We start from the raw sequence: 23,372 nt of genomic DNA, 5'->3' as shown, positions 1-23,372 counted from the left end.
ACTCGTTAGCAAGCCGGCGCGCCCCGGCAAACGCGCCGGCCTCCAGAATCTGTGGATGAGGTCAGTTCGCCGCTGCAGTCACGGCCGGGGCGCGCTTACAACCTTTGGTGCGGGCGATGCCGCGCAGATAGCCCCGGCGCGCGATCCCTGCGTCGACGGCCGCGTCGTAACGGCGCTGCGCTCCCGCGGCGCCGCTGACCTCGCGGATCACGCCTCGGAAGGGAATGAAGCTTCCGACCACGCTCTTCGCGACCCGGCTCGCCGTCGCGTTCTTCGCGGCGGCGCCTGAGTCGAAGTCTGGCCCCAGCACCGTATCCAGCTCGCCGAGCGCCACCGAAAGCTGCGCGCAATTGCGCGTGCTTTCCGCCGAATAGGGGTCCTGCTCCGCCGACAGCAGCACCGCCGGAATCTCCTTTTTCTTGATGTTCACGTCCTCGACCGGCGTCATCGCCGCGTCCTGCGCGACCTTGCCGGCAGGCTGCGCGAAAGCAGGTGCGGCAACAGCCAAAGCACTCACCATCAACAGGAAACGCATGACGACGACTCCCCTGTTTCAATGAGCCACAGTCTCATGCCGGTGGCGCTTGCACAATGGTGCGCGAATCGATATACTGACACTCATGTCAGCAACGATCGCCCAGCCGCAAGCGGCTCCCCTGCCCGTCCCCGGCACGAACACGCGCCGCGACTGGAAAGGCGCGCTCACCGCGCTCCGCAAGCTGCTCCAGAACGGCAACGACACCGTTCAGGTCTTCCGCATCATGCGCGCGCTGAATGCCGACACCGCCGCCCGCAACTATCACAAGCTGCTCGGCAGGCCCGGCGGCGGCCGCATCGCCTATCGGCGCACGGAGCTGACCAAGCTGTTCAGCGACCCGGCCTATATCGCGAGCTTCAAGCCCGGCACGGTCGGCGCCGCCTATCGCGACTTCCTCAACCGCACCGGCTATTCCGCCGCCGGCCTTGCCGAAGTGTCGATGGCCGACAATGTGCCGCACGACGCCGAGCATCCCTATGCCTGGTTCGGCCGCCGCGAGCGCGACGTGCACGACATCTGGCACGTGCTGACCGGCTATCAGGCCGATGAGCCCGCCGGCGAAGCCTGCCTCGTCGCCTTCTCCTACGCGCAAACGAAGGGTCTCGGCTGGGCCGCGATCGCGCTCGGCGCGTCGCTCAAGGCCCGGCGCGTGACCGGAAGCTGGGACTTCGCCCGCGCCGTGATCGAAGGCTATCGCAGCGGCAAGCGCGCCGCCTGGCTTTCCGGCGAGGATTACGAGCAGCTGATGCACGAGCCGCTCGACCAGGCCCGCCGCCGCCTCGGCCTGTCCGATCCCGTCCGCTACCGCCAGCTCCAGGTGGCGCTTGCGGAAATGGGGAAAACCGGCCTGTAGTTGTTGCCCAAGCGCCCGGCGCACCATAATTGGCGGCGATGGCGACGCTTGCTCCTCCCCGGCCCGACACGACCGAATCCCCGGTCGTCTATGGCACGTCGTCGAAGCGCGACTGGAAAACGGCCTGGGTCGCACTCCGCGCCCTGCTCGCGAACAGCGACGACACGGTGCAGGCCTTCCGCATCATGCGCGCGCTCAATGCCGACACGCCAGCCAAGCAATATGCCAAGCTGCTGCGCACGCCCGGCGGCGGCCGCATCGCCTATCATCGCGTCGAGCTCTCCGAGCGCTTCAGCGAGCCCGGTTTTCTTGACAGCTTCCAGCCGGGCACGGTCGGCGCCGCCTATCGCGATTTCCTCGGCCGCACCGGCTACACCGCAATGGGTCTGGCCGACGTTTCCGAGGCCCAGCATCTCGAAGATGAGATGGAGCACCCCTATGGCTGGATCGGCCGGCGCGAGCGCGACGTCCACGACATCTGGCACGTGCTGACCGGCTACCAGGCCGACGAACCGCTGGGTGAATCCTGCCTGATCGCTTTCTCCTATGCGCAGACCGACGGGCTCGGCTGGGCCGTGATCTCGGGCGGCGCCGCGCTCAAGTCGCTGAAGATCACCGGCGAGACCGCCTATTTCCGCGCCGTTTGGGAAGGCTATCGCAACGGCAAGCGCGCCGCCTGGCTGTCCGGCGAAGATTACGAGCAGCTCCTCCATGAGCCGCTCGACCAGGCCCGCCGCCGCCTCGATATCCCGGAGCCGGTCCGCTATCTCCAGGCCCAAAAGCGCCTCGCGGAGCAGGGCCTGACCGGGCTTTAGTTGCGGAAGGAAAGGATTATCCTTACCTTCGGACCATGATTCACAGCCGCATCACGGCGAAGTCGCAAACCACGATCCCTCGGGCGATCCGACTTGCGCTTGGTCTTAAGCCCGGCGATTTCATCGGGTACGAAATCGAAGGCGGCGAAGTGAAGCTCAAGAGATACAATCCCGCGGATCCCTTCGAGAACCCGTTCGCGACTTTTACCGAATGGGCCGATGAACTCGATAGCGTCTACGACAATCTTTAGCGCAGGCGATCTCGTCCGGGCGCCGTTTCCGCATGTCGAACGGCCTGTTCTGGTGCCTAGGCCGGCGCTGGTCGTCAGCCGGACTGCCCTTGGGCCGAACGGAATTCTGACGTGGACGCTGATGATCACAAACGCCGAACGTGAGTTGTGGCCCGGGGATATTGCCATTCCCGATTCCGAAAAGCTTGGTCTTCTCATTCCGTCCAAGGTGCGCACCGCAAAGATCGCGCCGATCGAAACACACCGCGCGTCCCTAATCGGAAGATTGGACGACACGACGTTGGCGAAAGTTCGCGAGACGCTGCTCGCTTCACTCGGCTGACCGGGCTTTGATCGCCCGCCTCTCCCTCACCGATTTCCGCTCCTACGCCGATGCATTGATCGAGCCCGGACCGGGCCTCGTTATCCTGACCGGCGAGAATGGCGCGGGGAAGACCAATGTGCTGGAGGCGGTGTCGCTGCTCGCGCCGGGCCGCGGGCTGCGCGGCGCGGCGCTCTCGGAAATGGCGCGGCAAGGCGGCCCGGGAGGGTTCGCGATCGCCGCGCGGCTCACCGACGATGTCGAGATCGGCGTCGGAGCGGTGGCGAGCGCGCCCGAACGTCGCATCGTGCGCATCAATGGCGCTGCGGCTGCGGCCAATGCCCTTGCCGAACGACTTTCGATCCTCTGGCTGACGCCCGCGATGGACCGGCTGTTCACGGAGGCGGCCGGCGGACGCCGCCGCTTTCTCGACCGGCTGGTGCTCGCGCTCGATCCGGCCCACGCCCATCATGCCGCCCGCTACGAGGCGGCGATGCGTGCGCGGACGCGTTTGCTGACCGCCGACGAGCCGGCCGACCCTGCCTGGCTGACCGCGCTCGAAGCGCAGATGACCGAGCATGGCCGCGCCATCGGCGAGGCACGCCGGCGCACGGTCTCGGCGCTCGGCGAGCGGATCGCCGAAGAACCCGAAACCGTGTTCGCGCGCGCCGGCTTGAGCCTGGACGGCTGGGATGCCGAGGCGCCGTGGCCGCTCGCCGCCAACCGTGCCCGCGATGCGGCCGCGGGCCGCGCGCCCGAGGGGCCGCATCGGCAGGATCTGCGCGTCACGCACCTTGCCAAAGCTCAGCCGGCCGAATTGTGCTCGACCGGCGAGCAGAAAGCGCTGCTGATCGGGATCGTGCTTGCCCATGCCGGGCTGGTGGCGGAGCGGACCGGCCGCGCGCCAATCCTGCTGCTCGACGAAGTCGCGGCGCACCTTGACCCACGCCGGCGCGCGGCGCTGTTCGAGCGGCTGGAGCATGGCGGCCAGGTCTGGATGACAGGCACCGAAGCTGCATTGTTCGACGAAGCCTCATCCGCCGCAACACGCTTAATCGTTGAAAACGCTACGATTCGCTTCTGCTGACCAACTGTTATCTCAGGTTAATGAAACCGGAGTTCCCCACGCCCGTTTAGACGACGGGAAATGGAGGAACAGTCATGCGTAAGTTGCTAACCAGCCTCGCCCTGACGGCGACGACGTTGACCGGCCTGTCTGCGCCAGCAGCGGCGCAGTATTACGGCAGCTATGGGTCCGGCTATGTCGGCACCAACAATAGCGGTTATTACGGTGCCAATGGCTATTATCGCGACCGCTACGGCGTGCTGCGCGATCGTTACGGTAACCGAGTCAATGAAGCGGCCGTAAATGGCTATGCCGACTCGAACGGCTTCTATGTCGACGCACGCGGTTCGCTGCGTGACCGCCAGGGCCGTCTCGTCACCGCCAGCCGCGCCGAGCGCAATGGCTGGTATCGTGACCGGAACGGCTATTGGGTGGCCGGGAGCGCCGGCTATGCCGCGAACGGCTATTACCGCGACCGCTACGGCGTGCTCCGCGACAGCGCCGGCAACCGCGTCAGCGAACAGTCCGCCTATAATGGACGGACCTGGGTCGGCGAAGATGGCCGGACCTATTGCCGCCGCAGCGACGGCACGACCGGTACAATCGTCGGCGGCGTCGCCGGTGCCGCGCTGGGCGCCGCGATCGGCGGCAACGCGGTCGGCGCGATCCTGGGCGGTGGCGCAGGTGCGCTCGCCGGCCGGGCGATCGACCGCAGCGACGACTGCCGCTGAGGCGATCGTGACGAATGAAGAGGCGGGGCCTTCGGGCCTCGCCTTTTTTGTTGCCTGCGGTTCAGGCAAGCGGGCCTATAATCGCCCGCATCTGGTTCAGACGGAGGGGTTTTATGCGTAAATTTGTTCTCGCCGCCGCGCTTGGTTCGACGCTGCTGCCGTCGGCCGCGGCTCTCGCGCAGCCGGTGCCTCCGCCCCCGTCGCGTTACGACGATCGCCGCTACGACGATCGCTATTACGACGATCGCTCGGTGGCCGACATGGATGCGGCGCAGCGCCGCTTCGACGCCGCTCAGGCGCGCTTCGACCGTGAACGCGACATCTACGAGCGCGAGCGCCAGGCCTATCAGGACACCCGCGCACGTTATGAAGCCGAGCGCGAGCGCCTGGCCTCGCGCGCCTATGACGGCCCGACCTGGCGCGGCAATGACGGCCAGACCTATTGCAAGCGCAAGGATGGCACCGTCGGCACGATCATCGGTGGCGTCGCCGGCGCCCTGCTCGGACGCGCCGTGGACGGCGGCCGCAACCGTGCGGTCGGCACGATCATCGGCGGCGGCGCGGGCGCGCTTGCCGGCCGCGCGGTCGAGCAAGGCAGCACGCCGCCCGAGTGCCGTTAACGCCCATAGATTGTCACGGCTTCACTGAAACACCCATTCCGTTCGGGCTGAGCTTGTCGAAGCCCCTCCCTTTCTTTTCTGAATCACCGAAAGAATAAGGGAGGGCTTCGACAGGCTCAGCCCGAACGGTTTTTCAACGGTGGCATGACAACTCTAGCCGAACAGCTCAAGCTGCTCGCGCTTCGGCGCGACCAGCGGCTTCAGGTCGGCACGATCGGCCAGCAATATGGGTCGCCAGTCCTCCGCCACGATGAACGGCCGGAGCCTGGCGACCGACACGGTCAGGCGCGCAATGTCGTCGAGGCGGAGCCGCCGCAATCGCCGGCTGGCCAGAATTGCGCTCACTGCCTTCACGCCCAATCCCGGAATACGCAGCAACAGCTCCTTCGGCGCGCGATTGACGTCTACCGGGAAACGGTCGCGGTGCTTCAGCGCCCAGGCGAGCTTCGGGTCGATATCGAGCGGCAGCATCCCGCTCTCATTTGCTGCGGCCACGACTTCCTGCGGTTGAAAGCCATAGAAGCGCATCAGCCAGTCCGACTGGTAGAGCCGGTGCTCGCGCATCAGCGGCGGACGCTGGAGCGGCAGCACCGTGCTTGCGTCGGGGATCGGGCTGAAGGCGGAGTAATAGACGCGCCGGAGCTTGTATTTGCCGTAGAGCGATGAGGCACGCAGCACGATATCGCCATCGGTCGCGCTGTCGGCGCCGACGATCATCTGGGTCGATTGGCCGGCAGGCGCGAGCCGCGGCGCATGCTTGAACTTCGCCACGTCCTGCGCTTCGTCGATCGCCGATTTGACATCGGCCATCGCCGCCTCGATCCGGTCCCCGTCCTTCTCCGGCGCCAGCCGCTTCAATCCGCGCGCTGTCGGCAGCTCGATATTGATCGACACGCGATCGGCATGAAGGCCCGCCAGCCGCACCAGCTCGGGATCGGCATCCGGGATGGTCTTCAAATGAATATAGCCGCGGAAGTCATGGTCCTCGCGCAGCGACCGCGCGACCTCGACGATCTGCTCCATCGTGTAATTCGAGCTGCGAATAATGCCCGAGGAGAGGAACAGCCCCTCGATATAATTGCGCCGGTAGAAGGCGAGGGTGAGATCGACCACTTCCTTCGCCGTGAAGCGCGCACGGCGAACATTCGAGCTCTTGCGGTTGATGCAATAATGGCAGTCGAAGATGCAGCTATTCGTCAGCAGGATCTTCAGCAGCGAAATGCACCGCCCATCCGGCGCATAGGCGTGACAGATGCCCATGCCCTCGGTCGAACCCAGCCCTTTCCCGCCCCGGCTGTCGCGCTTCGCCGTGCCGGACGAAGCACAGGACGCGTCATACTTCGCCGCGTCCGCCAGAATCTCGAGCTTCCGCCGGATGTCGAGCTGAGCCATACGTTCATGATACGTTCTACCCCGTTCGAACACAAGCACATACGTCATGCCGGACTTGATCCGGCATCCCGCTTCTTCTTTTTCACTTGGGGCAGCGGGGCCCGGCTCGAGGCCGGGGTGCCGAAGATAATCTAGGATTCCGGCGTCGTCAGTTTGCGGACGAAGCCGATCAGGCCGGTCTGGCGGCTGCGCTTCAGGCGCTCGGCCTGCAGGATGGTGCGGACCTGCTCGAAGCATTTGGCGGCATCGTCGTTGACGATCACATAGTCGTAGCCGTCCCAGTGGCCGATCTCGCTCGCCGCGCGCGCCATGCGGGCGTTGATCACTTCGTCGCTGTCGGTGTTGCGCGCGCGAAGACGGCGCTCCAGCTCCTCCATCGAGGGCGGCAGGATGAACACGCGCACGACGTCGCCACCGGCGAGCTGATGAAGCTGTTGCGCGCCCTGCCAGTCGATGTCGAACAGCACGTCGCTGCCCGAGGCAAGGATTTCGTCGACCGGCTTGGCCGGCGTGCCGTAGCGGTGACCGAAGACGTGCGCCCATTCCAGGAACTCGCCGGCTGCGACCATTTCCTTGAAGCGCGGCAGATCGACGAAATGATAATCGACACCGTCCTGCTCGCCCGGCCGGATCGCGCGCGTCGTGGCCGAGACCGACATCTGCAGCAGCGGATCGGCCTGCAACAGCATGCGCGAGATGGTAGACTTGCCCGCGCCCGACGGCGAAGACAGCACGAACAGCACACCGCGGCGGCGGAATTTATGCGGATCGTCGTTGCGGGAAGCGAGAAGCGTCGTCGGGCGAAGCATGGCCGCTCGTGGCGTGGAGTCGCCCTCGCGTCAATGCGTCAGGCCTTCTCGCGGCTCCGATCGTACGCTTTCTTGGCGACATAAGCGCCGCCCAGCACCAGGCCGAGGGGCCCGAGGCGGCGCATGGCGCCCGCCGCGATCACGCCCAGCACCGCGCCTTTGCCGCCCTGCCCGTGGCGCTTGCCGATTTCCTCGCCGACCAGCGCGCCGATCACTTTGCCCAGCATTTCAGTCTCCTTTGTCAGGAGCAGCAACGCCCGACCGCGCCGCTTTCTCCGCAAGGCCGGAAACGCCTTCGCGCCGTTCGAGCTCGGTCAGCACGTCCTCGAAGCTCAGGCCCATGCTTTCGAGCAGCACCGCGAGGTGAAACACCAGGTCCGCCGCCTCGCCCTTCAAGGCCTCGGCATTGCCGGTAGCGGCGGCGATCACTGCTTCCACCGCTTCCTCGCCGAGCTTCTGCGCGATCCGCTCGCGGCCCATGTGAAACAGCCGCGCCACATAGGAGGTTTCGGGGTCCGCGCCCCGGCGGCTGCGGATCGTCTCGGTCAGGCGCAGCAGGCGATTGTCAGTCATGGCTTCGCACCGGAAATCCACCCTCTTTCAATGCCTTATGCGCCTCGGCGATCGTATAGCGCCCGAAATGAAAGATCGAAGCGGCCAGCACCGCTGAGGCATGGCCCTCCCGTATACCTTCCACGAGATGGTCAAGTTCGCCAACCCCGCCGCTCGCCACCACCGGCACCGACACCGCATCGGCGATCGCCTTTGTCAGCGCGAGGTCATAGCCCCCCTGCGTGCCATCCCGGTCCATCGATGTGACCAGCAGCTCACCCGCACCAAGCTCGGCCAACCGTACGGCGTGCGAAACCGCATCGATGCCGGTTTCCCGCCGCCCGCCATGCGTGAACACTTCCCAGCGCCCGCGATCGACCGCCCGCGCATCGACCGAAGCGACGACGCACTGGCTGCCGAACTTGTCCGCGATCTCGGCGACCACTTCAGGCCGTGCGACGGCGGCGGAGTTGACCGCCACCTTGTCGGCGCCCGCGAGCAGCAGCGCCCGCGCATCCTCGACCGAACGCACACCGCCGCCGACGGTCAGCGGCATGAAGCACACCTCGGCCGTCCGGCGGACGACATCGACCATCGTGCCCCGCGCCTCGTGACTGGCGGTGATGTCGAGAAAACAGAGTTCGTCCGCTCCGGCAGCGTCATAAGCCCGCGCCTGCTCGACCGGATCGCCGGCGTCGGCCAGGTCGACGAAGTTGACGCCCTTCACCACCCGGCCATTGGCCACATCGAGGCAGGGAATGACGCGGACGCGAACGGTCATGCCGCTTCCCGAATGGCCTCGGCCAAGTCGAGGCGGCCATCGTAAATTGCGCGGCCGGTGATCACGCCTTCGATATTGGCGTGGTCCTTCAGCGCACGAATGTCTTCGATTCCCGCCACGCCGCCGCTGGCGATGACCGGCAGCAATTGTTCGTCGGCAAGCGCGGCGGTCGCCTCGACGTTGACGCCCTTGAGCAGCCCGTCGCGCCCGACATCGGTGAACAGCAGCGCCGCAACACCCGCGTCCTCGAATCGTCGGGCGAGATCGAGCACCGGCACATCGGACACGTCCGCCCAACCTTGCGTCGCGATCATCCCGTCCCGGGCATCGACGGCGACGACGATCCGGCCCGGAAAGTCCCGCGCCGCGCCCTTCACCAACTCGGGATCGGTCAGCGCCGCGGTACCGATTACCGCACGGTCGATGCCGACCCGAAACCAGTGTTCGATGCTCGCGCGAGAACGTATGCCGCCGCCAAGCTGAATCTTGCCCTCGAACGTCATGCCGATCGCCCGCACCGCATCGCCGTTCACGCTCGATCCGGCAAAGGCGCCGTCCAGATCGACGACGTGGAGCCATTCGGCGCCAGCTTGCCCGAATTGCGCGGCTTGGGCCGCGGGGTCGTCGGCATAGACGGTCGCGCGCGCCATATCGCCCTCGGCCAACCGCACCACCTGCCCGCCTTTCAGGTCGATCGCAGGAAAAACGATCATGGCCGCCACTCCAGAAAGCGTTCGAGCAAAGCGAGGCCGTAGCGCTGGCTCTTTTCGGGATGGAATTGCACCCCGGCCATGTTGTCCCGCCCGATCGCCGCGGCAACTGGTCCGCCGTGATCGGTCTCGGCGAGCACGTCGGACCCTTCATAGGCGAAACCGTGCAGGAAATAGGCCTCGCCGGATGCGATCAGCGGGTGCAAGCCGGTCGGACGGACATCGTTCCAGCCCATGTGCGGCACCTTCAAATCCTCGCGCGGCGCGATCGCGCGCACCCTGCCCCGGCACCAGCCCAGCCCGGGCGTGCTGCCATGCTCCTCACCGGTTTCCGCCATCAACTGCATGCCGACGCAAACGCCAAGAAAGGGCCGGCCGTGTTCGACGACGGTTTCGTTCAAGGCTTCAATCATGCCGGGAATATCCGACAGTGCATTCATGGCAGCGGCAAAGGCGCCGACGCCCGGCAGGACGATGCGATCAGCGGTCCGGATCGCCTGCGGATCGGCGGTCACGTCAACGTTCGCCGCGCCCGCCGCTTTCAGCGCGTTCCAGACCGAGTGGAGATTGCCCGCGCCGTAATCGATCAGCGCGACTCGCTCAGCCACCCAAAGTCCCCTTGGTGCTGGGAACGGCATCGGCCTTGCGCGGATCTATCTCGACCGCCTGGCGCAGCGCACGGGCGAGTGACTTGAACGCGCTTTCGACCAGGTGGTGATTGTTGCGGCCGTAGAAATTCTCGACGTGAAGCGTCAGCCCCGCGCTCTGGGCGAACGACTGGAACCAGTGCTCCACCAGTTCCGTGTCCCATTCTCCAAGCTTTTCCTGGGTGAATTCCAGCTTCCAGACCAGGAACGGCCGTCCCGAAATATCGACGGCGGCGCGCGTCAGCGCCTCGTCCATCGGCGCATAGGCAGTGCCGTAGCGCATAATGCCGCGCCGATCCGCCAAAGCTTTCGAGATCGCATCGCCGATCGCCAGCGCCGAATCCTCGGTCGTGTGGTGCTGGTCGATATGCAGGTCGCCTTCCACGGCGACGTCGAGATCGATCAGCGAATGGCGGGAAAGCTGCTCCAGCATGTGATCGAGAAAGCCGATGCCGGTGGCGACATTATATGCTCCCGTCCCGTCGAGGTTGACGGTTACGGCGATCTTCGTCTCAGCCGTGTTTCGGTTCACCGTGGCCGTGCGCATGGCGCTCCCATGCGAACAACTGTCCCGCAATGCAACATGGCTTGACCCGTCCCGTCCGAAGGTTACGAGTCAAAAGCATGAGTGAGACTCCGCCCGACAGCCTGATTCCGTACGACGAAATCGTGCAGGAAGCGCTGCGCGCGGTCGTCGGCCGCGTGCTGGGCGAGGTCGAACGTTCGGGTGGGCTCCCCGGCGAGCATCATTTCTACATCACCTTCAAGACGGCGCATCCGGGCGTCGAGATGCCCAAGCATCTGACCGAGCGCTTCCCGGACGAAATGACGATCGTCCTCCAGAACAAATTCTGGGACCTGAAGGTCGCCGAGAAGCATTTCGAGGTCGGCCTGTCGTTCAACCAGGTGCCGGCGAAGCTTTCGATTCCGTTCGCCGCCGTGACCGGCTTCGTCGATCCGGCGGTCAATTTCGCGCTCCAGTTCCAGGCGCAGGGCGACGAAGGCGGCCCCGAACCGCACGAGCCGGCCGAGAATGACGGTCCGACCGTCACGCCGGCCGAGGACGGCTCCAACGTCGTCACCATCGATTTCGGCCGGAAGAAGTAGGCGGCGTCTAACCAGGCGACACTCAGGAAGCCGTCCATGCCGAGCGAAGTCGAGGCACGCACTTCTTCCACGCCCTAATGCAGTTGGTCCCTCGACTTCGCTCGGGATGGACGGATGGGTGCGGGCGACGGCGAAACGTCCCTAGCACCAAAATCCCTCGCGGAACCACTTGGTCACGATATACTTCACGCCTGCCTCAACCTTCGAACCTTCGTGCGAGGCATAGATGTTGGGCGCGCCGTTCGCGTCCATGTTATTCCACATCAGCAGCATGCCCGCGCGCGGCGGAACGCGGAGGCCGGCGGACAGAAACGCGGTGTCGCCGCCCGCTTCCGGCTGGTTCAGATAGATCATCGCGGTCCAGGTGCGCTGGCCGCCCGCTTTTTCCTGATCCGGCCAATAGGCCTGGTCCGTGTGGAAGAAGTCATGGTGGTTCAGGAAATACTGGCCCGGCGCATAGCGCTGGCCCTGCAGCGTCTCGCCCTGTCGCTCGTCCATGCCCATCAATCCGCAGATGCGCAGGTCGATGGCGCGGATGCGCTCGTCCCAGCGGTTGAGGTTGCCGCTTTCGCTCGTTCGGAAATTATCGTCGGGCGTGTCGGACAGGGTCGTCGACCGGTAGCGGTTCCGGTCGATTTGCTCGATCAGATAGGCGCAGTCGGGCTCGAGCAGGAACTTCTCGATATACCAGAGCGTGAGGTTCGGGCTCTTGACCGAGGGCACGCCGGCCGCGGCGAGCCTGACGCCGGTTTCCGCGCCGATCCGGGCGCGAGTCGGGGAAGTCTGCAGCGCGATTTCTTCGGGACTCATCGCCGCACCGGATAGCAGCGGTACAAGAAAATGGGAGCCGGATTGCTCCGGCTCCCACGCGTCTTACCAGAAGAAGTCGTAGATCGCGTCGACGACCTGCCCGTCGCGGATGTCGATCAGCAACGCGTCGTCATAGTAGCGGACCCAACGGTAGGGGCCGTAGGCCGGCGGCAGGCTGTATTCGAACGGATCGTTGATCCAGTAATCCTGCGCGAACAGCGGTGCGCTCAGATACACGCCCAGCGAGAAGCGGTTATAGCCGTAGCCCCAGCCGCGCGGCGCAACGTAGCGCGGGAAACGGTACGAACTGCGGTTGCGCTGGCGCCAGTCTTGGAAGTTGTAACGCGGATCGCGACGCCATTCGCGGTTCCAGCTTCCGTTGTTGCTCCAGCGATAGGCGTCGCGGTTCTGCCAGGCGTTGCGGCCCTGCCAGTTGTTGTTATTCCGCTGCCAGTTGTTGCGGTCCTGCGAACGGTCGCGCTGCCAATCCTGGCGGTTACGCTGCCAGTCTCCGCGGTCCGCAGACCGATTCTGCTGCCAGTCACGGCGGTCGTCGCGGCGATACTGTTCACCACTCTGAACCTGACCGCCCTGCCAAGCTTGTCGGTCCTGTCGGAAGCCTTGCCGATCTGCACGGCCGCTCTGCCAGTCGCGGCGCTGTTCCTGACGGAACTCCTGGCGCGGCTGCTGCTGCACCGGTTGCTGCTGCTGAGCCTGCTGCTGCCGCTGCTGGCGCCAATCCTGACCGCCTTGCTGACGGTGCTCTTGGCGTTCAGTTCGTTCCGGCGCGGCCTGCCTGCCGCTATCGCCGTCGCGCCAACGCTGGGCCATCGCCGGCGTCGCCAGCGAGGCCGCAGTGAGCAGCATCGCTATGAATTTGCGCATCACTTTCTCCTCGTCACCCCCCGCAGCCACGCGCCACGGATGTTGCAGCACATTTGCGCCTTCGTCGATGAGTCGTGGCTGAACTGGGCTGAAAGCTTCCAGAAAGCTAAGCCTCGGATGCGGACAGCATCTCGCCTTGAGCGACGCGTCCCGCGCGCCGGATCGCTTCGCGCAGCCGCGGATAGATGCCGCAGCGGCAGATATTGGTGATCGCAGCGTCGATATCCGCATCGGTGGGCGCGGGCGTGCGCTTCAAAAGCACCGCCGCCGCCATCACCATGCCGGGAATGCAATATCCGCACTGGCTGACGTTCAGCGCGGCGAAGACCTGCTGCACCGGATGGCTGCGATCGCGCGACAATCCCTCGATCGTGGTCACGAACCGACCTTCGCAGGCGGCAATCGATACGCGGCAGCTCGGCACCGCCGCGCCGTCGATGTCGACGATGCAGGCGCCGCACTCGCCGGTGCCGCAGCCATATTTGGTGCCCGTGAGATTGGACGCGTCGCGCAACGCCCACAGCAAAGGCGTTTCGGGGTCGAGCAGATATTCGACCGGCTGGTTGTTGACGGTGAATTTCGTCATGAACCGCGCACGCTTAGCGCGCGGCGGCTAGCCCGCCAAGGCGAGTGGCGGCGCGGGCGCGAGCGCGTCGAGAAACTGATGCGCGCTTGCCGCCCAGCTAAAGCCCCGGCCATAGGCGGCGCAGATGCGGCGATCGCGAGTTAGCGCTTCTGCGATGGCGTCATCCAGATTCTCGCGCATCGCGCCAGTTTCGGGCGTCAGTATGTCGACGGGTCCGCTGACCGGATAGCCGGCGACCGGCGTGCCACAGGCCAGCGCCTCGATGATGACCAGGCCGAACGTGTCGGTCTTGCTCGGGAAGACGAACACGTCCGCTCCCGCATAGGCACCGGCGAGCGCGCGGCCCGACAAGGCGCCGAGGAAATGGGCGTCGGGGAAGCGTTGCTCCAGTTCGGCGCGCGCCGGCCCGTCCCCCACCAAGACCTTCGACCCGGGATGGTTTGCCGACAGGAAGGCATCGAGATTCTTCTCGACCGCAATGCGCCCGACATAAAGCTGGATGGGCCGCGGCAGTTCGGCGAACGGCGCCGGCGGTTCGGCGTCGGGCGAGAAAACCGATAAATCGACGCCACGCCCCCAAGGCTTCACCTTCGTCAGTCCATGTGCCTGCAGCGTGCGACGGATCGAGGGCGTCGAGACCAGCATGGCTTCGGCCGGCGCATGGAACCAGCGGATGTAGCGCCAGAACCACTCGGCGGGCAGGCCGGTCCGCTTGGCGATATATTCCGGGAATTGCGTGTGATAGGCGGTGGTGAAGGGCCGACCATGCCGGACGCACCAGCGCCGCGCGGCGAGGCACAGCGGCCCCTCGGTCGCCAGGTGCACCGCTTCCGCCCCGAACGCCGCGATCCGCCCGCCGACCGAGCGCGAGCCGGCGATCGCCAGGCGAATCTCCGGATAGGTCGGGCACGGCACCGAGCCGTAGAGGTCGGGCGAGACCACCAGCACCTGATGCCCCATCCGCTCCAGCTCCGCGCGCACCGCCTGAAGCGTGCGGACCACGCCGTTCACCTGAGGGGACCAGGCGTCGGTGACGATCGCGATTCTCACGCGGCAGCCGCCAGTTCGTGTGCCGCCGCGTCGCGCGCCGCGATCTCGTCGGCCCAGTGCAGCACTTCCATGCGGCCGTCGAAATGCTCGACCAGCGCAGTGCAGCCTTCGACCCAGTCGCCGTCGTTGAAATATTCGACGCCGCCGATCGACCGGATCTCCGCCGTGTGGATGTGCCCGCACACCACCCCGTCGACGCCGCGGGTGCCGGCTTCGTGCGCCACCACTTCTTCGAACCGGCTGATGAACTCGACCGCGTTCTTGACCTTGTGCTTCGCCGTCTTCGACAGCGACCAATAGGGCAGGCCCATGCGCTGCCGCACCGCGTTCACCACCGTGTTCAGCCGCATCAGCAGCCCGTAAGCAGCGTCGCCGACAAAGGCGAGCCAGCGATGGGCGAGCATGATCGTATCGAACTCGTCGCCGTGCAGCACCAGCAGCTTGCGGCCATCCGCAGTCTCGTGGATCGCCTTGCGGCGGATTTCGACGCCGCCGAAATTCAGGCCGGTGAACTGGCGGAACATCTCGTCGTGATTGCCCGGGATATAGACGACGCGCGTGCCGCGCTTCGCTCGCTTCATCACCCGCCAGACGACATCGTTGTGCGTCGCCGGCCAGTAGAAGCGCTTTTTCATTCGCCAGCCGTCGATGATGTCGCCGACCAGATACATGGTGTCGCTGTCGGTATGGTCGAGAAAGTCGATCAGCAGCTTGGCGTTGCAGCCGCGCGTGCCGAGATGAATGTCCGAAATCCAGATCGTCCGGAAGCGGCGACGCTCGGTCACTGCCGGTTCTGGATGGTACGGTCCCGAGGCGTGAAACAGATCGCCTTCGAGCGGAATGCGCGTGATCGCGTTCATGTGCGAGCCCCTGCTGTTCTCGCCCGAGCCTAATGAACGCAAATTGTGACAGTCAGAATCGCAGGAGGTTACGAGTCCATGACAATGTACCCGGGCTGCGCGGCCACATCGGCGAACCAGCGCCGCACGTTCGGATAGGCGTCGAGAGGGAAGCCGCCGGCTTCCGCCGTGTGCGTGTAGGCGTAGAGGCAGATGTCGGCGAGACCGAAGGCGCCGGCGACCAGCCAGGGCTCGCGCGCCAGATGATCGTCCATCAATTTCAGCGCCGCTTCGCCTGCCGCCTGTTTTCCCGGAAGCTGCGCGCGCTGGACGTCGTTCAGCTTGTCCTCGCCGACGAACAGCCGCCAGAATTTCAGCGTCGCGATGTTGGGCTCGTGATTATACTGTTCCCAGAACATCCAGTGCAGCATGTCGGCGCGGGCGAAGCGATCATTCGGGATCAGGTGTGATCCGTCGGCAAGCCACACGCAGGCGGCATTGCTTTCAGGCAGGAACCGGTCGCCGACCTGCAGCACCGGAATGCGGCCATTCGCATTGACGTTGTCGAGGAACGCCGACGTCCGGGTCTCGCCTCGCATGATATCGTATTCGCGCCGGATGAGCGGAATATCGAGGTGGGCCGCGGTCAGCCGGATTTTGTAGCAATTTCCCGACTGCGCATATTCGTGAAGGATCAACTGCCCGTCCATTCCGCTCTCCCTTGCGCGTCGCCGCTGTCAGGAGGAGGCGGGGAACGCCAATCAGTTTCGACGAATGGCCGATAAGCTCCGCTTATTCGCCGACCGTAAGCACAATCTTCCCGACGTGGTCGCCGGCCTCCATCCGGGCATGGGCCTGGGCCGCTTCGGCAAGCGGAAAGGTCGCGTCGATCACCGGTTTCAGCCGGCCTTCGCGGACCTGCGGCCACACCATGCGGTCGAGCTCGTCGGCGACGAGCTGCTTGAATTCGACCGAGCGCGGACGTAGCGTCGAGCCGGTCAGGGTCAGGCGCCTGCGCATGATGTCGAAGATCGGAATCTCCGCGGTCGCTCCGCGCTGGACGGCGATCGAGACGTGACGGCCTTCCTCGGCCAGACAGCGGAGATTGCGCGGCAGATAGTCGCCGCCGACCATGTCGATGACCGCGGCCACGCCTTTGCTGTCGGTCGCTTTCCTGACCTCTTCGACAAAGTCCTGGGTCTTGTAGTTGATCGCGACCTCGGCGCCCAACGCCCGCGCCCGTTCACATTTCTCATCCGAACCGCAGGTCACAATCATCCTGAGGCCGAACAATTTACCCAGCGCAATCGCCATCGTGCCGATGCCGCTGGTGCCGCCGTGCAGCAGAACCATGTCCCCGTCGCCGACGAAGGCCCGCTCGAACAGGTTGACCCAGACGGTAAACAACGTCTCCGGCATGGCCGCCGCTTCGACCATCGACAGGGCCTCGGGAACGATCAGGCACGACCCTGCCGGTGCGACGGCATATTCGGCATAGCCGCCGCCCGCGATCAGAGCGCAAACCGGCTGGCCGATCAGCGCCTCTTCCGCCAGCCCGTTGGCCGCGACCACTTGCCCAGCCACTTCCAGACCCGGAATCGACGGCGCGCCGGGCGGCGGCGGATAGCCGCCCATCCGCTGCACCACGTCCGGGCGGTTCACGCCAGCGGCCGCCACTTTGATCAGCACTTCGCCCGGTCCTGGCTTGGGAACGGGGCGCTCCACCGGCCGCAGCACCTCGGGCCCGCCGGGCGTTTCCGGGTCGATCGCGATCATGGTTTCCGGCAAATCGATCACACTCATCCCCAGAATTGCGTGACAGCGCTAATTGACTCGGGAGCAACTTGGGTCAACTTCTCCGCTCATGGACTTGGACGATATCCTTCCCAAGACCCCCGGCGATCCGCTGACTTTGCTCGTCAAGCAGGATCTCGACCCCCTGTCCGTCGAGGAACTGCACGGCCGGATCGCCGTGCTGGAGGCGGAGATCGCCCGCGCGAAATCGAAGATCGAACGCGCGGTTAACCATCGCGCAAGCGCCGACGCGTTATTCAAGCGATGAGCCGAGCCCGGTGCCTTCCGACACAGCCGGGTTTGGCGGGGAGGGCCATGATGGGCTTGATGAACATATCGGCACTTCCGACATTGGACTGGAAGCGGTGCCCGGCATCCGCCGGGCCGCAGGAGTAATCTGAATGCCCTCTTTTGCCCCCGCGCTCGAGACCACGCTGCACAAGGCGCTGACCCAGGCGTCCAGCCGTCGCCATGAATATGCGACGCTCGAGCATCTTCTTCTGGCCCTGACCGACGACGCGGACGCGTCGAAGGTGATGGTCGCGTGTGGCGTCGATCTTGGCGAGCTCAAGGACGCCGTCACTCACTATCTCGACACCGAGCTGGAGGCGCTGCGCGTCGAAGGCGAGACCGATCCGTCGCCGACCAGCGGCTTCCAGCGCGTCGTCCAGCGCGCGATCCTGCACGTCCAGTCGTCCGGCCGCGACGAAGTGACCGGCGCTAACGTGCTGGTCGCATTGTTCTCCGAACGCGAATCCTACGCCGTCTATTTCCTCCAGCAGCAGGACATGAGCCGCCTCGATGCAGTCAGCTTCATCAGCCATGGCGTCGGCAAGGGCAGCACCGGCGCGCCCGAGGCTCGCGAAGTGAAGGGCGCCGAAGAGGAAAAGGCCCAGAAGACCGACGGCAAGCAGAAGAGCGAGAGCGCACTCAAGCAATTCTGCGTCGATCTCAACGCCAAGGCCAAGGAAGGCAAGGTCGATCCCCTTATCGGCCGCGGCCCCGAAGTCGACCGCACGATCCAGATCCTGTGCCGCCGGTCCAAGAACAACCCGCTCTATGTGGGCGACCCGGGCGTCGGCAAGACGGCGATCGCCGAAGGCCTCGCTCGTAAGATCATCGAAGGCGACGTGCCCGACGTGCTGAAGCCCGCGACGATCTACGCGCTCGACATGGGCGCGCTGCTTGCCGGCACCCGCTACCGCGGCGATTTCGAGGAGCGGCTGAAAGCGGTCGTCGGCGAGCTTGAGAAGCTGCCGCACGCGATCCTGTTCATCGACGAGATTCACACCGTGATCGGCGCCGGCGCGACCTCGGGCGGCGCGATGGACGCGTCGAACCTGCTGAAGCCGGCGCTGTCGGGCGGCGTGATCCGCTGCATCGGCTCCACGACCTACAAGGAGTTCCGCAACCACTTCGAGAAGGACCGTGCACTGCTGCGGCGCTTCCAGAAGATCGACGTGAACGAGCCGACCGTCGAGGACACGATCAAGATTCTCTCCGGCCTTCGCTCGGCGTTCGAGAACCACCACTCCGTCAAGTACACGCCGGACGCGATCAAGTCCGCGGTGGAACTGTCGGCGCGCTACATCAACGACCGCAAGCTGCCCGACAAGGCGATCGACGTGATCGACGAAGTCGGCGCGATGCAGATGCTGGTGCCGCCTGCCAAGCGCAAGAAGACGATCACGCCGAAGGAAATCGAGGCCGTGATCGCGACGATGGCGCGCATCCCGCCGAAGACCGTCTCGTCCGACGACAAGAAGAGCCTCGAAAATCTCGAGACCGACCTGAAGCGCGTCGTGTTCGGCCAGGACATCGCGATCGAGAAGCTCTCGTCCGCGATCAAGCTCAGCCGTGCGGGTCTCCGCGATCCCGACAAGCCGATCGGCAACTATCTGTTCACCGGCCCCACCGGCGTCGGCAAGACTGAGGTTGCCCGTCAGCTCGCCTCGATCATGGGCATTCCGCTCCAGCGCTTCGACATGTCCGAATACATGGAGCGCCATTCGGTCAGCCGGCTGATCGGCGCGCCTCCGGGCTATGTCGGCTACGATCAGGGCGGGCTTCTGACCGATGCCGTCGACCAGCAGCCGCACTCGGTGCTGCTGCTCGACGAGATCGAGAAGGCGCATCCGGACCTGTTCAACATCCTGTTGCAGGTGATGGATAACGGCAAGCTGACCGACCACCACGGCAAGACGGTCGATTTCCGCAACGTCATCCTGATCATGACCACCAATGCGGGCGCCAGCGACATGGCGCGCGAGGCGGTCGGCTTCGGCAACGTCACGCGCGAAGGCGAGGACGAGGAAGCGGTCAAGCGGATGTTCACGCCGGAATTCCGCAACCGCCTCGATGCGATCGTGCCGTTCGGCTATCTGCCGCCGGAAGTGGTCGCTCGCGTAGTCGACAAGTTCATCCTGCAGCTCGAGCTGCAGCTTGCCGACCGTGACGTCCACATCCAGCTCGACGACGAGGCCAAGGCGTGGCTGACCGCGCGGGGCTACGACAAGCTCTATGGCGCCCGCCCGATGGGCCGGCTGATCCAGGAGAAGGTCAAGCAGCCGCTCGCCGAGGAGCTGCTGTTCGGCAAGCTCGTTCACGGCGGCGAAGTGAAGGTCCATCTGAAGGACGATGCCCTCGCCTTCGAGATGGTCTCCGCCCCGCCCAAGAAGCCGAAGAAAAAGGGCGGCCAGCCCAAGGCGGACGTGAAGGCGTAACATCCGAAACGGAGCAAAGGGCGGTAACGGATTTGTCCGTTGCCGCCCTTCTGCTATGAACGTCCCATGGGCAAGCTGCTGAAGATCGTGAAGATTGGTGACGAGGCAGGCGTGGTGCTCCCGCCTGAAGTGCTTGATCACCTGCACGCCGAACTGGGTGATACGCTTCGTTTAGAAGAGGCGGGTTCCGGCTATGCGCTCGTCGGACAGGAGGGAGAGGCCGACGAAGTCATGGCCCTTGCTCGCCAAATAATGCGCGAAGATGCCGACATTCTCCGCGTCCTGGCGCAGTGAACGCGGAACCGCGTTGGATCGCGATCGACCATGCGCTCGCCATTCACGATGAACAAATCCGCGAGCATGGTGGAATCTCGGGCATACGAGACTCGGGGCTCTAGGAGAGCGCGCTTGCTGGGCCGCGCAATCAATGGAGTTACGGCGAACTCCGCTCGAGCGCCTTGTCGGCAAGTTATGCATTTGGATTAGCACGAAATCATCCGTTTTTGGATGGCAACAAGCGGACGGCCTGGGTGTTGGCACGTCTGTTCCTCGCACTGAACAAACAGCGGCTCGTTTTTGAGACACAGGACGCCGTCGACGCCATGCTGGCGCTTGCGGCTGGCGATATGACCGAGGCTGCATTTGCCGAGTGGCTGCAGGCCCGCCTAGCCTAATCCTCCGCAATGCGGCTGTGGTCGCGGGTGTCGCGCATGCGAAGATACACGATGAGCGACAGGCCGATCGTCGCGGCGACATAGGCGTAGAAGCCCCGTTCCAGCCCGGCGTCCTTTAGCCAGAGTGCGACATATTCGGCCGTGCCCCCGAACAGTGTGTTGGCGAGCGCGTACGGGAACGCGACGCCGAGCGCCCGGATGTGGGCAGGGAAAAGCTCGGCCTTCACCACGGCGTTGATCGAGGTGTAGCCGGTGACGATCAGCAGGGAGGCGAGCACGAGCGCGAAGGCTATCCAGGGATCGCGCACCGTCTCGAGCGTCGTGAAGATCGGCCAGGTGAAGAGCAGCCCTGCGATGCCGAAGCCGACCATCAGCGGCTTGCGGCCGATCCGGTCAGAGAGGGCGCCGGCGAGCGGCTGAACGAGAGCGAAGACGAGCAGCGCCGCGGTCATGATCGTGCTCGCTGTCTCGCGGCTGAAGCTGGAGGTGTTGGCGAGGAATTTCTGCATGTAGATCGAGTAGGCGTAGAAGGCGAGCGTGCCGCCCGCCGTCAGCGCCATGACGGTGAATGCCTCGCGCGGGTGGTCGCGGAACAAGGCGAGCGCGGTCGAGCGCGGCGAATCCTCGCGGCGGACATTTTCGAAGGACTCGGTCTCGGCGAGCCGGCGGCGGATCCAGAACACGACGACGGCCAGCACGCCGCCGATCGCGAACGGGATGCGCCAGCCCCATGCGTCGATCTCGGCTTCGCTCAGCACCGATTGCAGCACGAGCAGCAGCGCGAGCGCAGTGAGCTGCCCGGCGATCAGCGTCACATACTGGAAGCTCGACCAGAAGCCGCGGTGCTTCCGCCCCGCCATTTCGGAGAGGTAGGTGGCGCTGGCGCCATATTCGCCGCCAAGGCTCAGTCCCTGCGCCATGCGGGCGACCACGAGGATCAGCGGCGCGAGCGTGCCGATCTGCGCGTAGGTGGGCGTTACGGCGATCGCGAAGGAGCCGGCGCACATCAGCGATACCGAAAGCGTCAGGCCCGCCTTGCGGCCCTTGGCATCGGCATAAACGCCCATCAACCAGCCGCCGATCGGCCGCATCAGAAAGCCGACCGCGAAGACGGCGGCTGCGCTCAAAAGCTGGGCGGTGCGATCGCCTTTCGGGAAGAAGGCGTGGGCGAAATAGAGCGTGAAGGCCGAATAAGCGTACCAGTCGTACCATTCGACCAGATTGCCTGCCGAACCGCCGAGGATGGAACGAAGGCGGTTCGGGTGGGCTGGCATCCCCGCCTTCTAAGCAGGATTGAGCTGTGTGGGACAGCCTAAACCCTCTCCCTTTCGGGGAGAGGGCGACTCGCGCTTGCGAGCGCGAGCGGGGAGAGGGGAAAGAGCCCCATACCACAGGACCCTCTCCCCGCTCGGCCCCGCAGGGCCGAGTCGCCCTCTCCCGCCAAGCGGGAGAGGGTTGAGCGTCACGCCGCGTCCTTCTTAAACTGATCGGCTTCGGTGCTTTCCGCGAGCGCAGTGGTGCTGGCCGCGCCGCCCGACACCGCGGTCGCGACCAGGTCGAAATAGCCGGTGCCGACTTCGCGCTGGTGGCGGGTCGCGGTGTAGCCGTCAGCCTCGCTCGCGAACTCGGCCTGCTGCAGCTCCGAATAGGCCGCCATGCCGCGATCCTTGTAGCCGCGCGCCAGCTCGAACATGCCGTGGTTGAGCTGGTGGAAGCCGGCCAGGGTGACGAACTGGAACTTGTAGCCCATCGCGCCCAGCTCGCGCTGGAACTTCGCGATCGTGTCCTTGTCCAGCTTCGCTTCCCAGTTGAAGCTGGGCGAGCAGTTGTACGCCATCATCTTGCCCGGGTGCGCTTTCTGCACAGCCTCGGCGAACCGTTTCGCATCCTCCAGGTTCGGGTGGCTTGTTTCCCACCACAAGAGATCGGCGTGCTCGGCGAAGGCGATCCCCCGCTTGATGCAGTGATCGACTCCGGTTCCATCCCGTAGCCGGAAGAAACCCTCCGGCGTCCGCTCGCCCGTCAGGAACTCATGATCGCGCTCATCGACGTCGGAGGTGATGAGCTTGGCGCTCTCCGCGTCGGTGCGGGCGACGAGGACGGTCGGCACGCCGCAGACGTCCGCCGCCAGCCGCGCCGCATTGAGGTTGCGGATGTGCGCCTGGGTCGGGATCAGCACCTTGCCGCCCAAGTGACCGCACTTCTTTTCGGAAGCGAGCTGGTCCTCGAAGTGAACGCCCGCCGCGCCCGCCTCGATATAGGCCTTCATGATCTCGAAGCAGTTCAGCGGGCCGCCGAAGCCGGCTTCGGCGTCGGCGACGATGGGCGCGAACCAGTCGCGGGTGACGCCGCCTTCGCTATGCTCGATCTGGTCGGCGCGCTGCAGCGTGCGGTTGATCTTGCGGCAGAGCTCCGGCCCCGCATTTGCGGGATAGAGCGACTGATCGGGGTACATGGCGCCGGCGGTGTTGGCGTCGGCCGCGACTTGCCAGCCGGAGAGGTAGATCGCCTTCAGCCCCGCGCGGACCATCTGCATCGCCTGGTTGCCGCTGAGGGCGCCGAGCGCGTTGATGTAGGGTTCCGACTTCAGCAGCTCCCACAGCTTCAGTGCGCCGCGGCGGGCGAGCGTATGCTCGATCGGGACCGAGCCGCGCAGCTTCTCGACGTCTTGCGCCGTGTAGGTGCGACGGATGCCGTCGAACCGGCCTTCGGGAGCGGCGACGAGGTGGCTGAAATCGGTCATGTCGAATCCTTTACAACTTCAAGCGATCTGTGTGTTCGAAGTTGAGGAAATTGAAGTCATGAACAAGCCCGCTGCCTCAGAGAAGAAGGTGTCGC

At 65.2% G+C, this 23,372-nt stretch carries 29 protein-coding genes and 1 pseudogene; 12 read left to right on the top strand and 18 right to left on the bottom strand.

From position 1 onward, the window contains the following. Positions 1-61: 61 nt before the first annotated feature. Positions 62-535: a hypothetical protein gene (locus ACFSCW_RS03180; RefSeq protein ID WP_380886823.1), complete on the bottom strand. Its 474-nt coding sequence runs from the start codon at positions 533-535 to the stop codon at positions 62-64. An 85-nt stretch (positions 536-620) separates the two neighbouring features. Between ACFSCW_RS03180 and ACFSCW_RS03175 the strand changes: the two genes are divergently transcribed. The 7 genes from ACFSCW_RS03175 to ACFSCW_RS03145 all read left to right on the top strand — a co-directional run bounded on the left by ACFSCW_RS03175 (position 621) and on the right by ACFSCW_RS03145 (position 5,175). Beyond that, positions 621-1,391, top strand: coding sequence for a Coq4 family protein (locus ACFSCW_RS03175; protein ID WP_380886821.1), 771 nt, complete (start codon positions 621-623; stop codon positions 1,389-1,391). Positions 1,392-1,429: 38 nt separating this feature from the next. After that, entirely contained in the window at positions 1,430-2,206 is a 777-nt protein-coding gene (locus ACFSCW_RS03170) for a Coq4 family protein (protein WP_380886819.1), read from the top strand. Positions 2,207-2,241: 35 nt separating this feature from the next. Next, positions 2,242-2,457, top strand: a complete 216-nt coding sequence (locus ACFSCW_RS03165; RefSeq protein ID WP_380886817.1) for an AbrB/MazE/SpoVT family DNA-binding domain-containing protein — start codon at positions 2,242-2,244, stop codon at positions 2,455-2,457. Further along, the gene (locus ACFSCW_RS03160) at positions 2,426-2,779 is read left to right on the top strand and encodes a type II toxin-antitoxin system PemK/MazF family toxin (RefSeq protein ID WP_380886815.1); all 354 of its coding nucleotides are present in this window, start codon (positions 2,426-2,428) and stop codon (positions 2,777-2,779) included. Before ACFSCW_RS03165 ends, ACFSCW_RS03160 begins: the two co-directional genes overlap by 32 nt. 7 nt (positions 2,780-2,786) lie before the next feature. Next, positions 2,787-3,845: a DNA replication/repair protein RecF gene (gene recF, locus ACFSCW_RS03155; RefSeq protein ID WP_380886813.1), complete on the top strand. Its 1,059-nt coding sequence runs from the start codon at positions 2,787-2,789 to the stop codon at positions 3,843-3,845. A 74-nt stretch (positions 3,846-3,919) separates the two neighbouring features. Continuing rightward, positions 3,920-4,555: a hypothetical protein gene (locus tag ACFSCW_RS03150; RefSeq protein ID WP_380886811.1), complete on the top strand. Its 636-nt coding sequence runs from the start codon at positions 3,920-3,922 to the stop codon at positions 4,553-4,555. A gap of 113 nt (positions 4,556-4,668) precedes the next feature. Then, the gene (locus ACFSCW_RS03145) at positions 4,669-5,175 is read left to right on the top strand and encodes a glycine zipper 2TM domain-containing protein (RefSeq protein ID WP_380886809.1); all 507 of its coding nucleotides are present in this window, start codon (positions 4,669-4,671) and stop codon (positions 5,173-5,175) included. A 153-nt stretch (positions 5,176-5,328) separates the two neighbouring features. On the opposite strand, the gene ACFSCW_RS03140 is transcribed toward ACFSCW_RS03145, so the two are convergent. From ACFSCW_RS03140 to hisB, 8 genes are all read right to left on the bottom strand, one after another. After that, positions 5,329-6,567 carry a putative DNA modification/repair radical SAM protein gene (locus tag ACFSCW_RS03140; protein WP_380886807.1) on the bottom strand — a complete coding sequence of 413 codons (1,239 nt, stop codon included), beginning with the start codon at positions 6,565-6,567 and terminating at the stop codon, positions 5,329-5,331. A 131-nt stretch (positions 6,568-6,698) separates the two neighbouring features. Continuing rightward, positions 6,699-7,376: a guanylate kinase gene (gene gmk, locus ACFSCW_RS03135; protein WP_380886805.1), complete on the bottom strand. Its 678-nt coding sequence runs from the start codon at positions 7,374-7,376 to the stop codon at positions 6,699-6,701. Between the two features lie 38 nt (positions 7,377-7,414). Then, complete coding sequence (locus ACFSCW_RS03130) at positions 7,415-7,603, bottom strand: hypothetical protein (protein WP_380886803.1); 189 nt, start codon at positions 7,601-7,603, stop codon at positions 7,415-7,417. 1 nt (position 7,604) lies between these two features. Next, positions 7,605-7,949 carry a phosphoribosyl-ATP diphosphatase gene (locus ACFSCW_RS03125; protein WP_380886801.1) on the bottom strand — a complete coding sequence of 115 codons (345 nt, stop codon included), beginning with the start codon at positions 7,947-7,949 and terminating at the stop codon, positions 7,605-7,607. Then, positions 7,942-8,709, bottom strand: a complete 768-nt coding sequence (gene hisF, locus ACFSCW_RS03120; protein ID WP_380886799.1) for an imidazole glycerol phosphate synthase subunit HisF — start codon at positions 8,707-8,709, stop codon at positions 7,942-7,944. Before hisF ends, ACFSCW_RS03125 begins: the two co-directional genes overlap by 8 nt. Beyond that, the gene (hisA, locus tag ACFSCW_RS03115) at positions 8,706-9,422 is read right to left on the bottom strand and encodes a 1-(5-phosphoribosyl)-5-[(5-phosphoribosylamino)methylideneamino]imidazole-4-carboxamide isomerase (protein ID WP_380886797.1); all 717 of its coding nucleotides are present in this window, start codon (positions 9,420-9,422) and stop codon (positions 8,706-8,708) included. Before hisA ends, hisF begins: the two co-directional genes overlap by 4 nt. Next, entirely contained in the window at positions 9,419-10,057 is a 639-nt protein-coding gene (hisH, locus tag ACFSCW_RS03110; protein ID WP_380886795.1) for an imidazole glycerol phosphate synthase subunit HisH, read from the bottom strand. Before hisH ends, hisA begins: the two co-directional genes overlap by 4 nt. After that, a complete protein-coding gene (gene hisB, locus ACFSCW_RS03105) occupies positions 10,020-10,613 on the bottom strand; it encodes an imidazoleglycerol-phosphate dehydratase HisB (protein ID WP_380886793.1) in 594 nt (197 codons plus the stop codon). Before hisB ends, hisH begins: the two co-directional genes overlap by 38 nt. A 77-nt stretch (positions 10,614-10,690) precedes the next feature. On the opposite strand from hisB, the gene ACFSCW_RS03100 reads away from it, so the two are divergent. Continuing rightward, complete coding sequence (locus ACFSCW_RS03100) at positions 10,691-11,173, top strand: SspB family protein (RefSeq protein ID WP_380886791.1); 483 nt, start codon at positions 10,691-10,693, stop codon at positions 11,171-11,173. A 141-nt stretch (positions 11,174-11,314) separates the two neighbouring features. Here ACFSCW_RS03100 and ACFSCW_RS03095 read toward each other — a convergent pair whose 3' ends face one another. The 7 genes from ACFSCW_RS03095 to ACFSCW_RS03065 form a co-directional block, all read right to left on the bottom strand. Further along, positions 11,315-11,983: a prolyl hydroxylase family protein gene (locus ACFSCW_RS03095; protein WP_380886789.1), complete on the bottom strand. Its 669-nt coding sequence runs from the start codon at positions 11,981-11,983 to the stop codon at positions 11,315-11,317. 63 nt (positions 11,984-12,046) lie between these two features. Then, a complete protein-coding gene (locus ACFSCW_RS03090; RefSeq protein ID WP_380886788.1) occupies positions 12,047-12,868 on the bottom strand; it encodes an RcnB family protein in 822 nt (273 codons plus the stop codon). Between the two features lie 106 nt (positions 12,869-12,974). Next, complete coding sequence (locus ACFSCW_RS03085; protein WP_380886786.1) at positions 12,975-13,454, bottom strand: (2Fe-2S)-binding protein; 480 nt, start codon at positions 13,452-13,454, stop codon at positions 12,975-12,977. Positions 13,455-13,481: 27 nt separating this feature from the next. After that, positions 13,482-14,504 (bottom strand): glycosyltransferase family 4 protein, encoded by a 1,023-nt coding sequence (locus tag ACFSCW_RS03080; RefSeq protein ID WP_380886785.1) that lies wholly within the window; start codon positions 14,502-14,504, stop codon positions 13,482-13,484. Further along, positions 14,501-15,364: a UDP-2,3-diacylglucosamine diphosphatase gene (locus tag ACFSCW_RS03075; RefSeq protein WP_380886783.1), complete on the bottom strand. Its 864-nt coding sequence runs from the start codon at positions 15,362-15,364 to the stop codon at positions 14,501-14,503. The genes ACFSCW_RS03080 and ACFSCW_RS03075 overlap by 4 nt, the downstream gene beginning before the upstream one ends. A gap of 68 nt (positions 15,365-15,432) precedes the next feature. Then, complete coding sequence (locus ACFSCW_RS03070; protein WP_380886780.1) at positions 15,433-16,053, bottom strand: glutathione S-transferase family protein; 621 nt, start codon at positions 16,051-16,053, stop codon at positions 15,433-15,435. A gap of 82 nt (positions 16,054-16,135) precedes the next feature. Then, a complete protein-coding gene (locus ACFSCW_RS03065) occupies positions 16,136-17,119 on the bottom strand; it encodes an NAD(P)H-quinone oxidoreductase (protein ID WP_380886778.1) in 984 nt (327 codons plus the stop codon). A gap of 88 nt (positions 17,120-17,207) precedes the next feature. Between ACFSCW_RS03065 and ACFSCW_RS03060 the strand changes: the two genes are divergently transcribed. The 4 genes and pseudogenes from ACFSCW_RS03060 to ACFSCW_RS03045 form a co-directional block, all read left to right on the top strand. Then, complete coding sequence (locus tag ACFSCW_RS03060; RefSeq protein WP_380886775.1) at positions 17,208-17,405, top strand: DUF1192 domain-containing protein; 198 nt, start codon at positions 17,208-17,210, stop codon at positions 17,403-17,405. Between the two features lie 133 nt (positions 17,406-17,538). Further along, positions 17,539-19,860 (top strand): ATP-dependent Clp protease ATP-binding subunit ClpA, encoded by a 2,322-nt coding sequence (clpA, locus tag ACFSCW_RS03055; RefSeq protein ID WP_380886772.1) that lies wholly within the window; start codon positions 17,539-17,541, stop codon positions 19,858-19,860. Positions 19,861-19,926: 66 nt separating this feature from the next. Next, positions 19,927-20,154: an AbrB/MazE/SpoVT family DNA-binding domain-containing protein gene (locus ACFSCW_RS03050; protein WP_380886770.1), complete on the top strand. Its 228-nt coding sequence runs from the start codon at positions 19,927-19,929 to the stop codon at positions 20,152-20,154. Positions 20,155-20,297: 143 nt separating this feature from the next. Beyond that, positions 20,298-20,534 (top strand): annotated as a pseudogene (locus ACFSCW_RS03045) (type II toxin-antitoxin system death-on-curing family toxin); the annotation flags it as partial. Here ACFSCW_RS03045 and ACFSCW_RS03040 read toward each other — a convergent pair. After that, the gene (locus ACFSCW_RS03040) at positions 20,531-21,808 is read right to left on the bottom strand and encodes an MFS transporter (RefSeq protein WP_380886767.1); all 1,278 of its coding nucleotides are present in this window, start codon (positions 21,806-21,808) and stop codon (positions 20,531-20,533) included. The pseudogene ACFSCW_RS03045 and the gene ACFSCW_RS03040 sit on opposite strands and share 4 nt — an antisense overlap. Positions 21,809-21,996: 188 nt before the next feature. Then, positions 21,997-23,277: an isocitrate lyase gene (gene aceA, locus ACFSCW_RS03035; protein ID WP_380886764.1), complete on the bottom strand. Its 1,281-nt coding sequence runs from the start codon at positions 23,275-23,277 to the stop codon at positions 21,997-21,999. Positions 23,278-23,372: the final 95 nt, after the last annotated feature.

Origin of the sequence: Sphingomonas tabacisoli (genome assembly GCF_042678385.1) — a bacterium.
Classification (GTDB): domain Bacteria; phylum Pseudomonadota; class Alphaproteobacteria; order Sphingomonadales; family Sphingomonadaceae; genus Sphingomonas_B; species Sphingomonas_B tabacisoli.
The sequence above is the reverse complement of the archived record's forward strand: the minus strand, read 5'-3'. Positions and strand labels throughout refer to the sequence as shown.

Coding starts and splice junctions, on each gene's coding strand:
- ACFSCW_RS03180 (WP_380886823.1), bottom strand. CDS start 535: ATGCGTTTCCTGTTGATGGTGAGTGCTTTGGCTGTTGCCGCACCTGCT.
- ACFSCW_RS03175 (WP_380886821.1), top strand. CDS start 621: ATGTCAGCAACGATCGCCCAGCCGCAAGCGGCTCCCCTGCCCGTCCCC.
- ACFSCW_RS03170 (WP_380886819.1), top strand. CDS start 1,430: ATGGCGACGCTTGCTCCTCCCCGGCCCGACACGACCGAATCCCCGGTC.
- ACFSCW_RS03165 (WP_380886817.1), top strand. CDS start 2,242: ATGATTCACAGCCGCATCACGGCGAAGTCGCAAACCACGATCCCTCGG.
- ACFSCW_RS03160 (WP_380886815.1), top strand. CDS start 2,426: ATGAACTCGATAGCGTCTACGACAATCTTTAGCGCAGGCGATCTCGTC.
- ACFSCW_RS03150 (WP_380886811.1), top strand. CDS start 3,920: ATGCGTAAGTTGCTAACCAGCCTCGCCCTGACGGCGACGACGTTGACC.
- ACFSCW_RS03145 (WP_380886809.1), top strand. CDS start 4,669: ATGCGTAAATTTGTTCTCGCCGCCGCGCTTGGTTCGACGCTGCTGCCG.
- ACFSCW_RS03140 (WP_380886807.1), bottom strand. CDS start 6,567: ATGGCTCAGCTCGACATCCGGCGGAAGCTCGAGATTCTGGCGGACGCG.
- gmk (WP_380886805.1), bottom strand. CDS start 7,376: ATGCTTCGCCCGACGACGCTTCTCGCTTCCCGCAACGACGATCCGCAT.
- ACFSCW_RS03130 (WP_380886803.1), bottom strand. CDS start 7,603: ATGCTGGGCAAAGTGATCGGCGCGCTGGTCGGCGAGGAAATCGGCAAG.
- ACFSCW_RS03125 (WP_380886801.1), bottom strand. CDS start 7,949: ATGACTGACAATCGCCTGCTGCGCCTGACCGAGACGATCCGCAGCCGC.
- hisF (WP_380886799.1), bottom strand. CDS start 8,709: ATGACCGTTCGCGTCCGCGTCATTCCCTGCCTCGATGTGGCCAATGGC.
- hisA (WP_380886797.1), bottom strand. CDS start 9,422: ATGATCGTTTTTCCTGCGATCGACCTGAAAGGCGGGCAGGTGGTGCGG.
- hisH (WP_380886795.1), bottom strand. CDS start 10,057: ATGCCGTTCCCAGCACCAAGGGGACTTTGGGTGGCTGAGCGAGTCGCG.
- hisB (WP_380886793.1), bottom strand. CDS start 10,613: ATGCGCACGGCCACGGTGAACCGAAACACGGCTGAGACGAAGATCGCC.
- ACFSCW_RS03100 (WP_380886791.1), top strand. CDS start 10,691: ATGAGTGAGACTCCGCCCGACAGCCTGATTCCGTACGACGAAATCGTG.
- ACFSCW_RS03095 (WP_380886789.1), bottom strand. CDS start 11,983: ATGAGTCCCGAAGAAATCGCGCTGCAGACTTCCCCGACTCGCGCCCGG.
- ACFSCW_RS03090 (WP_380886788.1), bottom strand. CDS start 12,868: ATGCGCAAATTCATAGCGATGCTGCTCACTGCGGCCTCGCTGGCGACG.
- ACFSCW_RS03085 (WP_380886786.1), bottom strand. CDS start 13,454: ATGACGAAATTCACCGTCAACAACCAGCCGGTCGAATATCTGCTCGAC.
- ACFSCW_RS03075 (WP_380886783.1), bottom strand. CDS start 15,364: ATGAACGCGATCACGCGCATTCCGCTCGAAGGCGATCTGTTTCACGCC.
- ACFSCW_RS03070 (WP_380886780.1), bottom strand. CDS start 16,053: ATGGACGGGCAGTTGATCCTTCACGAATATGCGCAGTCGGGAAATTGC.
- ACFSCW_RS03065 (WP_380886778.1), bottom strand. CDS start 17,119: ATGATCGCGATCGACCCGGAAACGCCCGGCGGGCCCGAGGTGCTGCGG.
- ACFSCW_RS03060 (WP_380886775.1), top strand. CDS start 17,208: ATGGACTTGGACGATATCCTTCCCAAGACCCCCGGCGATCCGCTGACT.
- clpA (WP_380886772.1), top strand. CDS start 17,539: ATGCCCTCTTTTGCCCCCGCGCTCGAGACCACGCTGCACAAGGCGCTG.
- ACFSCW_RS03050 (WP_380886770.1), top strand. CDS start 19,927: ATGGGCAAGCTGCTGAAGATCGTGAAGATTGGTGACGAGGCAGGCGTG.
- ACFSCW_RS03040 (WP_380886767.1), bottom strand. CDS start 21,808: ATGCCAGCCCACCCGAACCGCCTTCGTTCCATCCTCGGCGGTTCGGCA.
- aceA (WP_380886764.1), bottom strand. CDS start 23,277: ATGACCGATTTCAGCCACCTCGTCGCCGCTCCCGAAGGCCGGTTCGAC.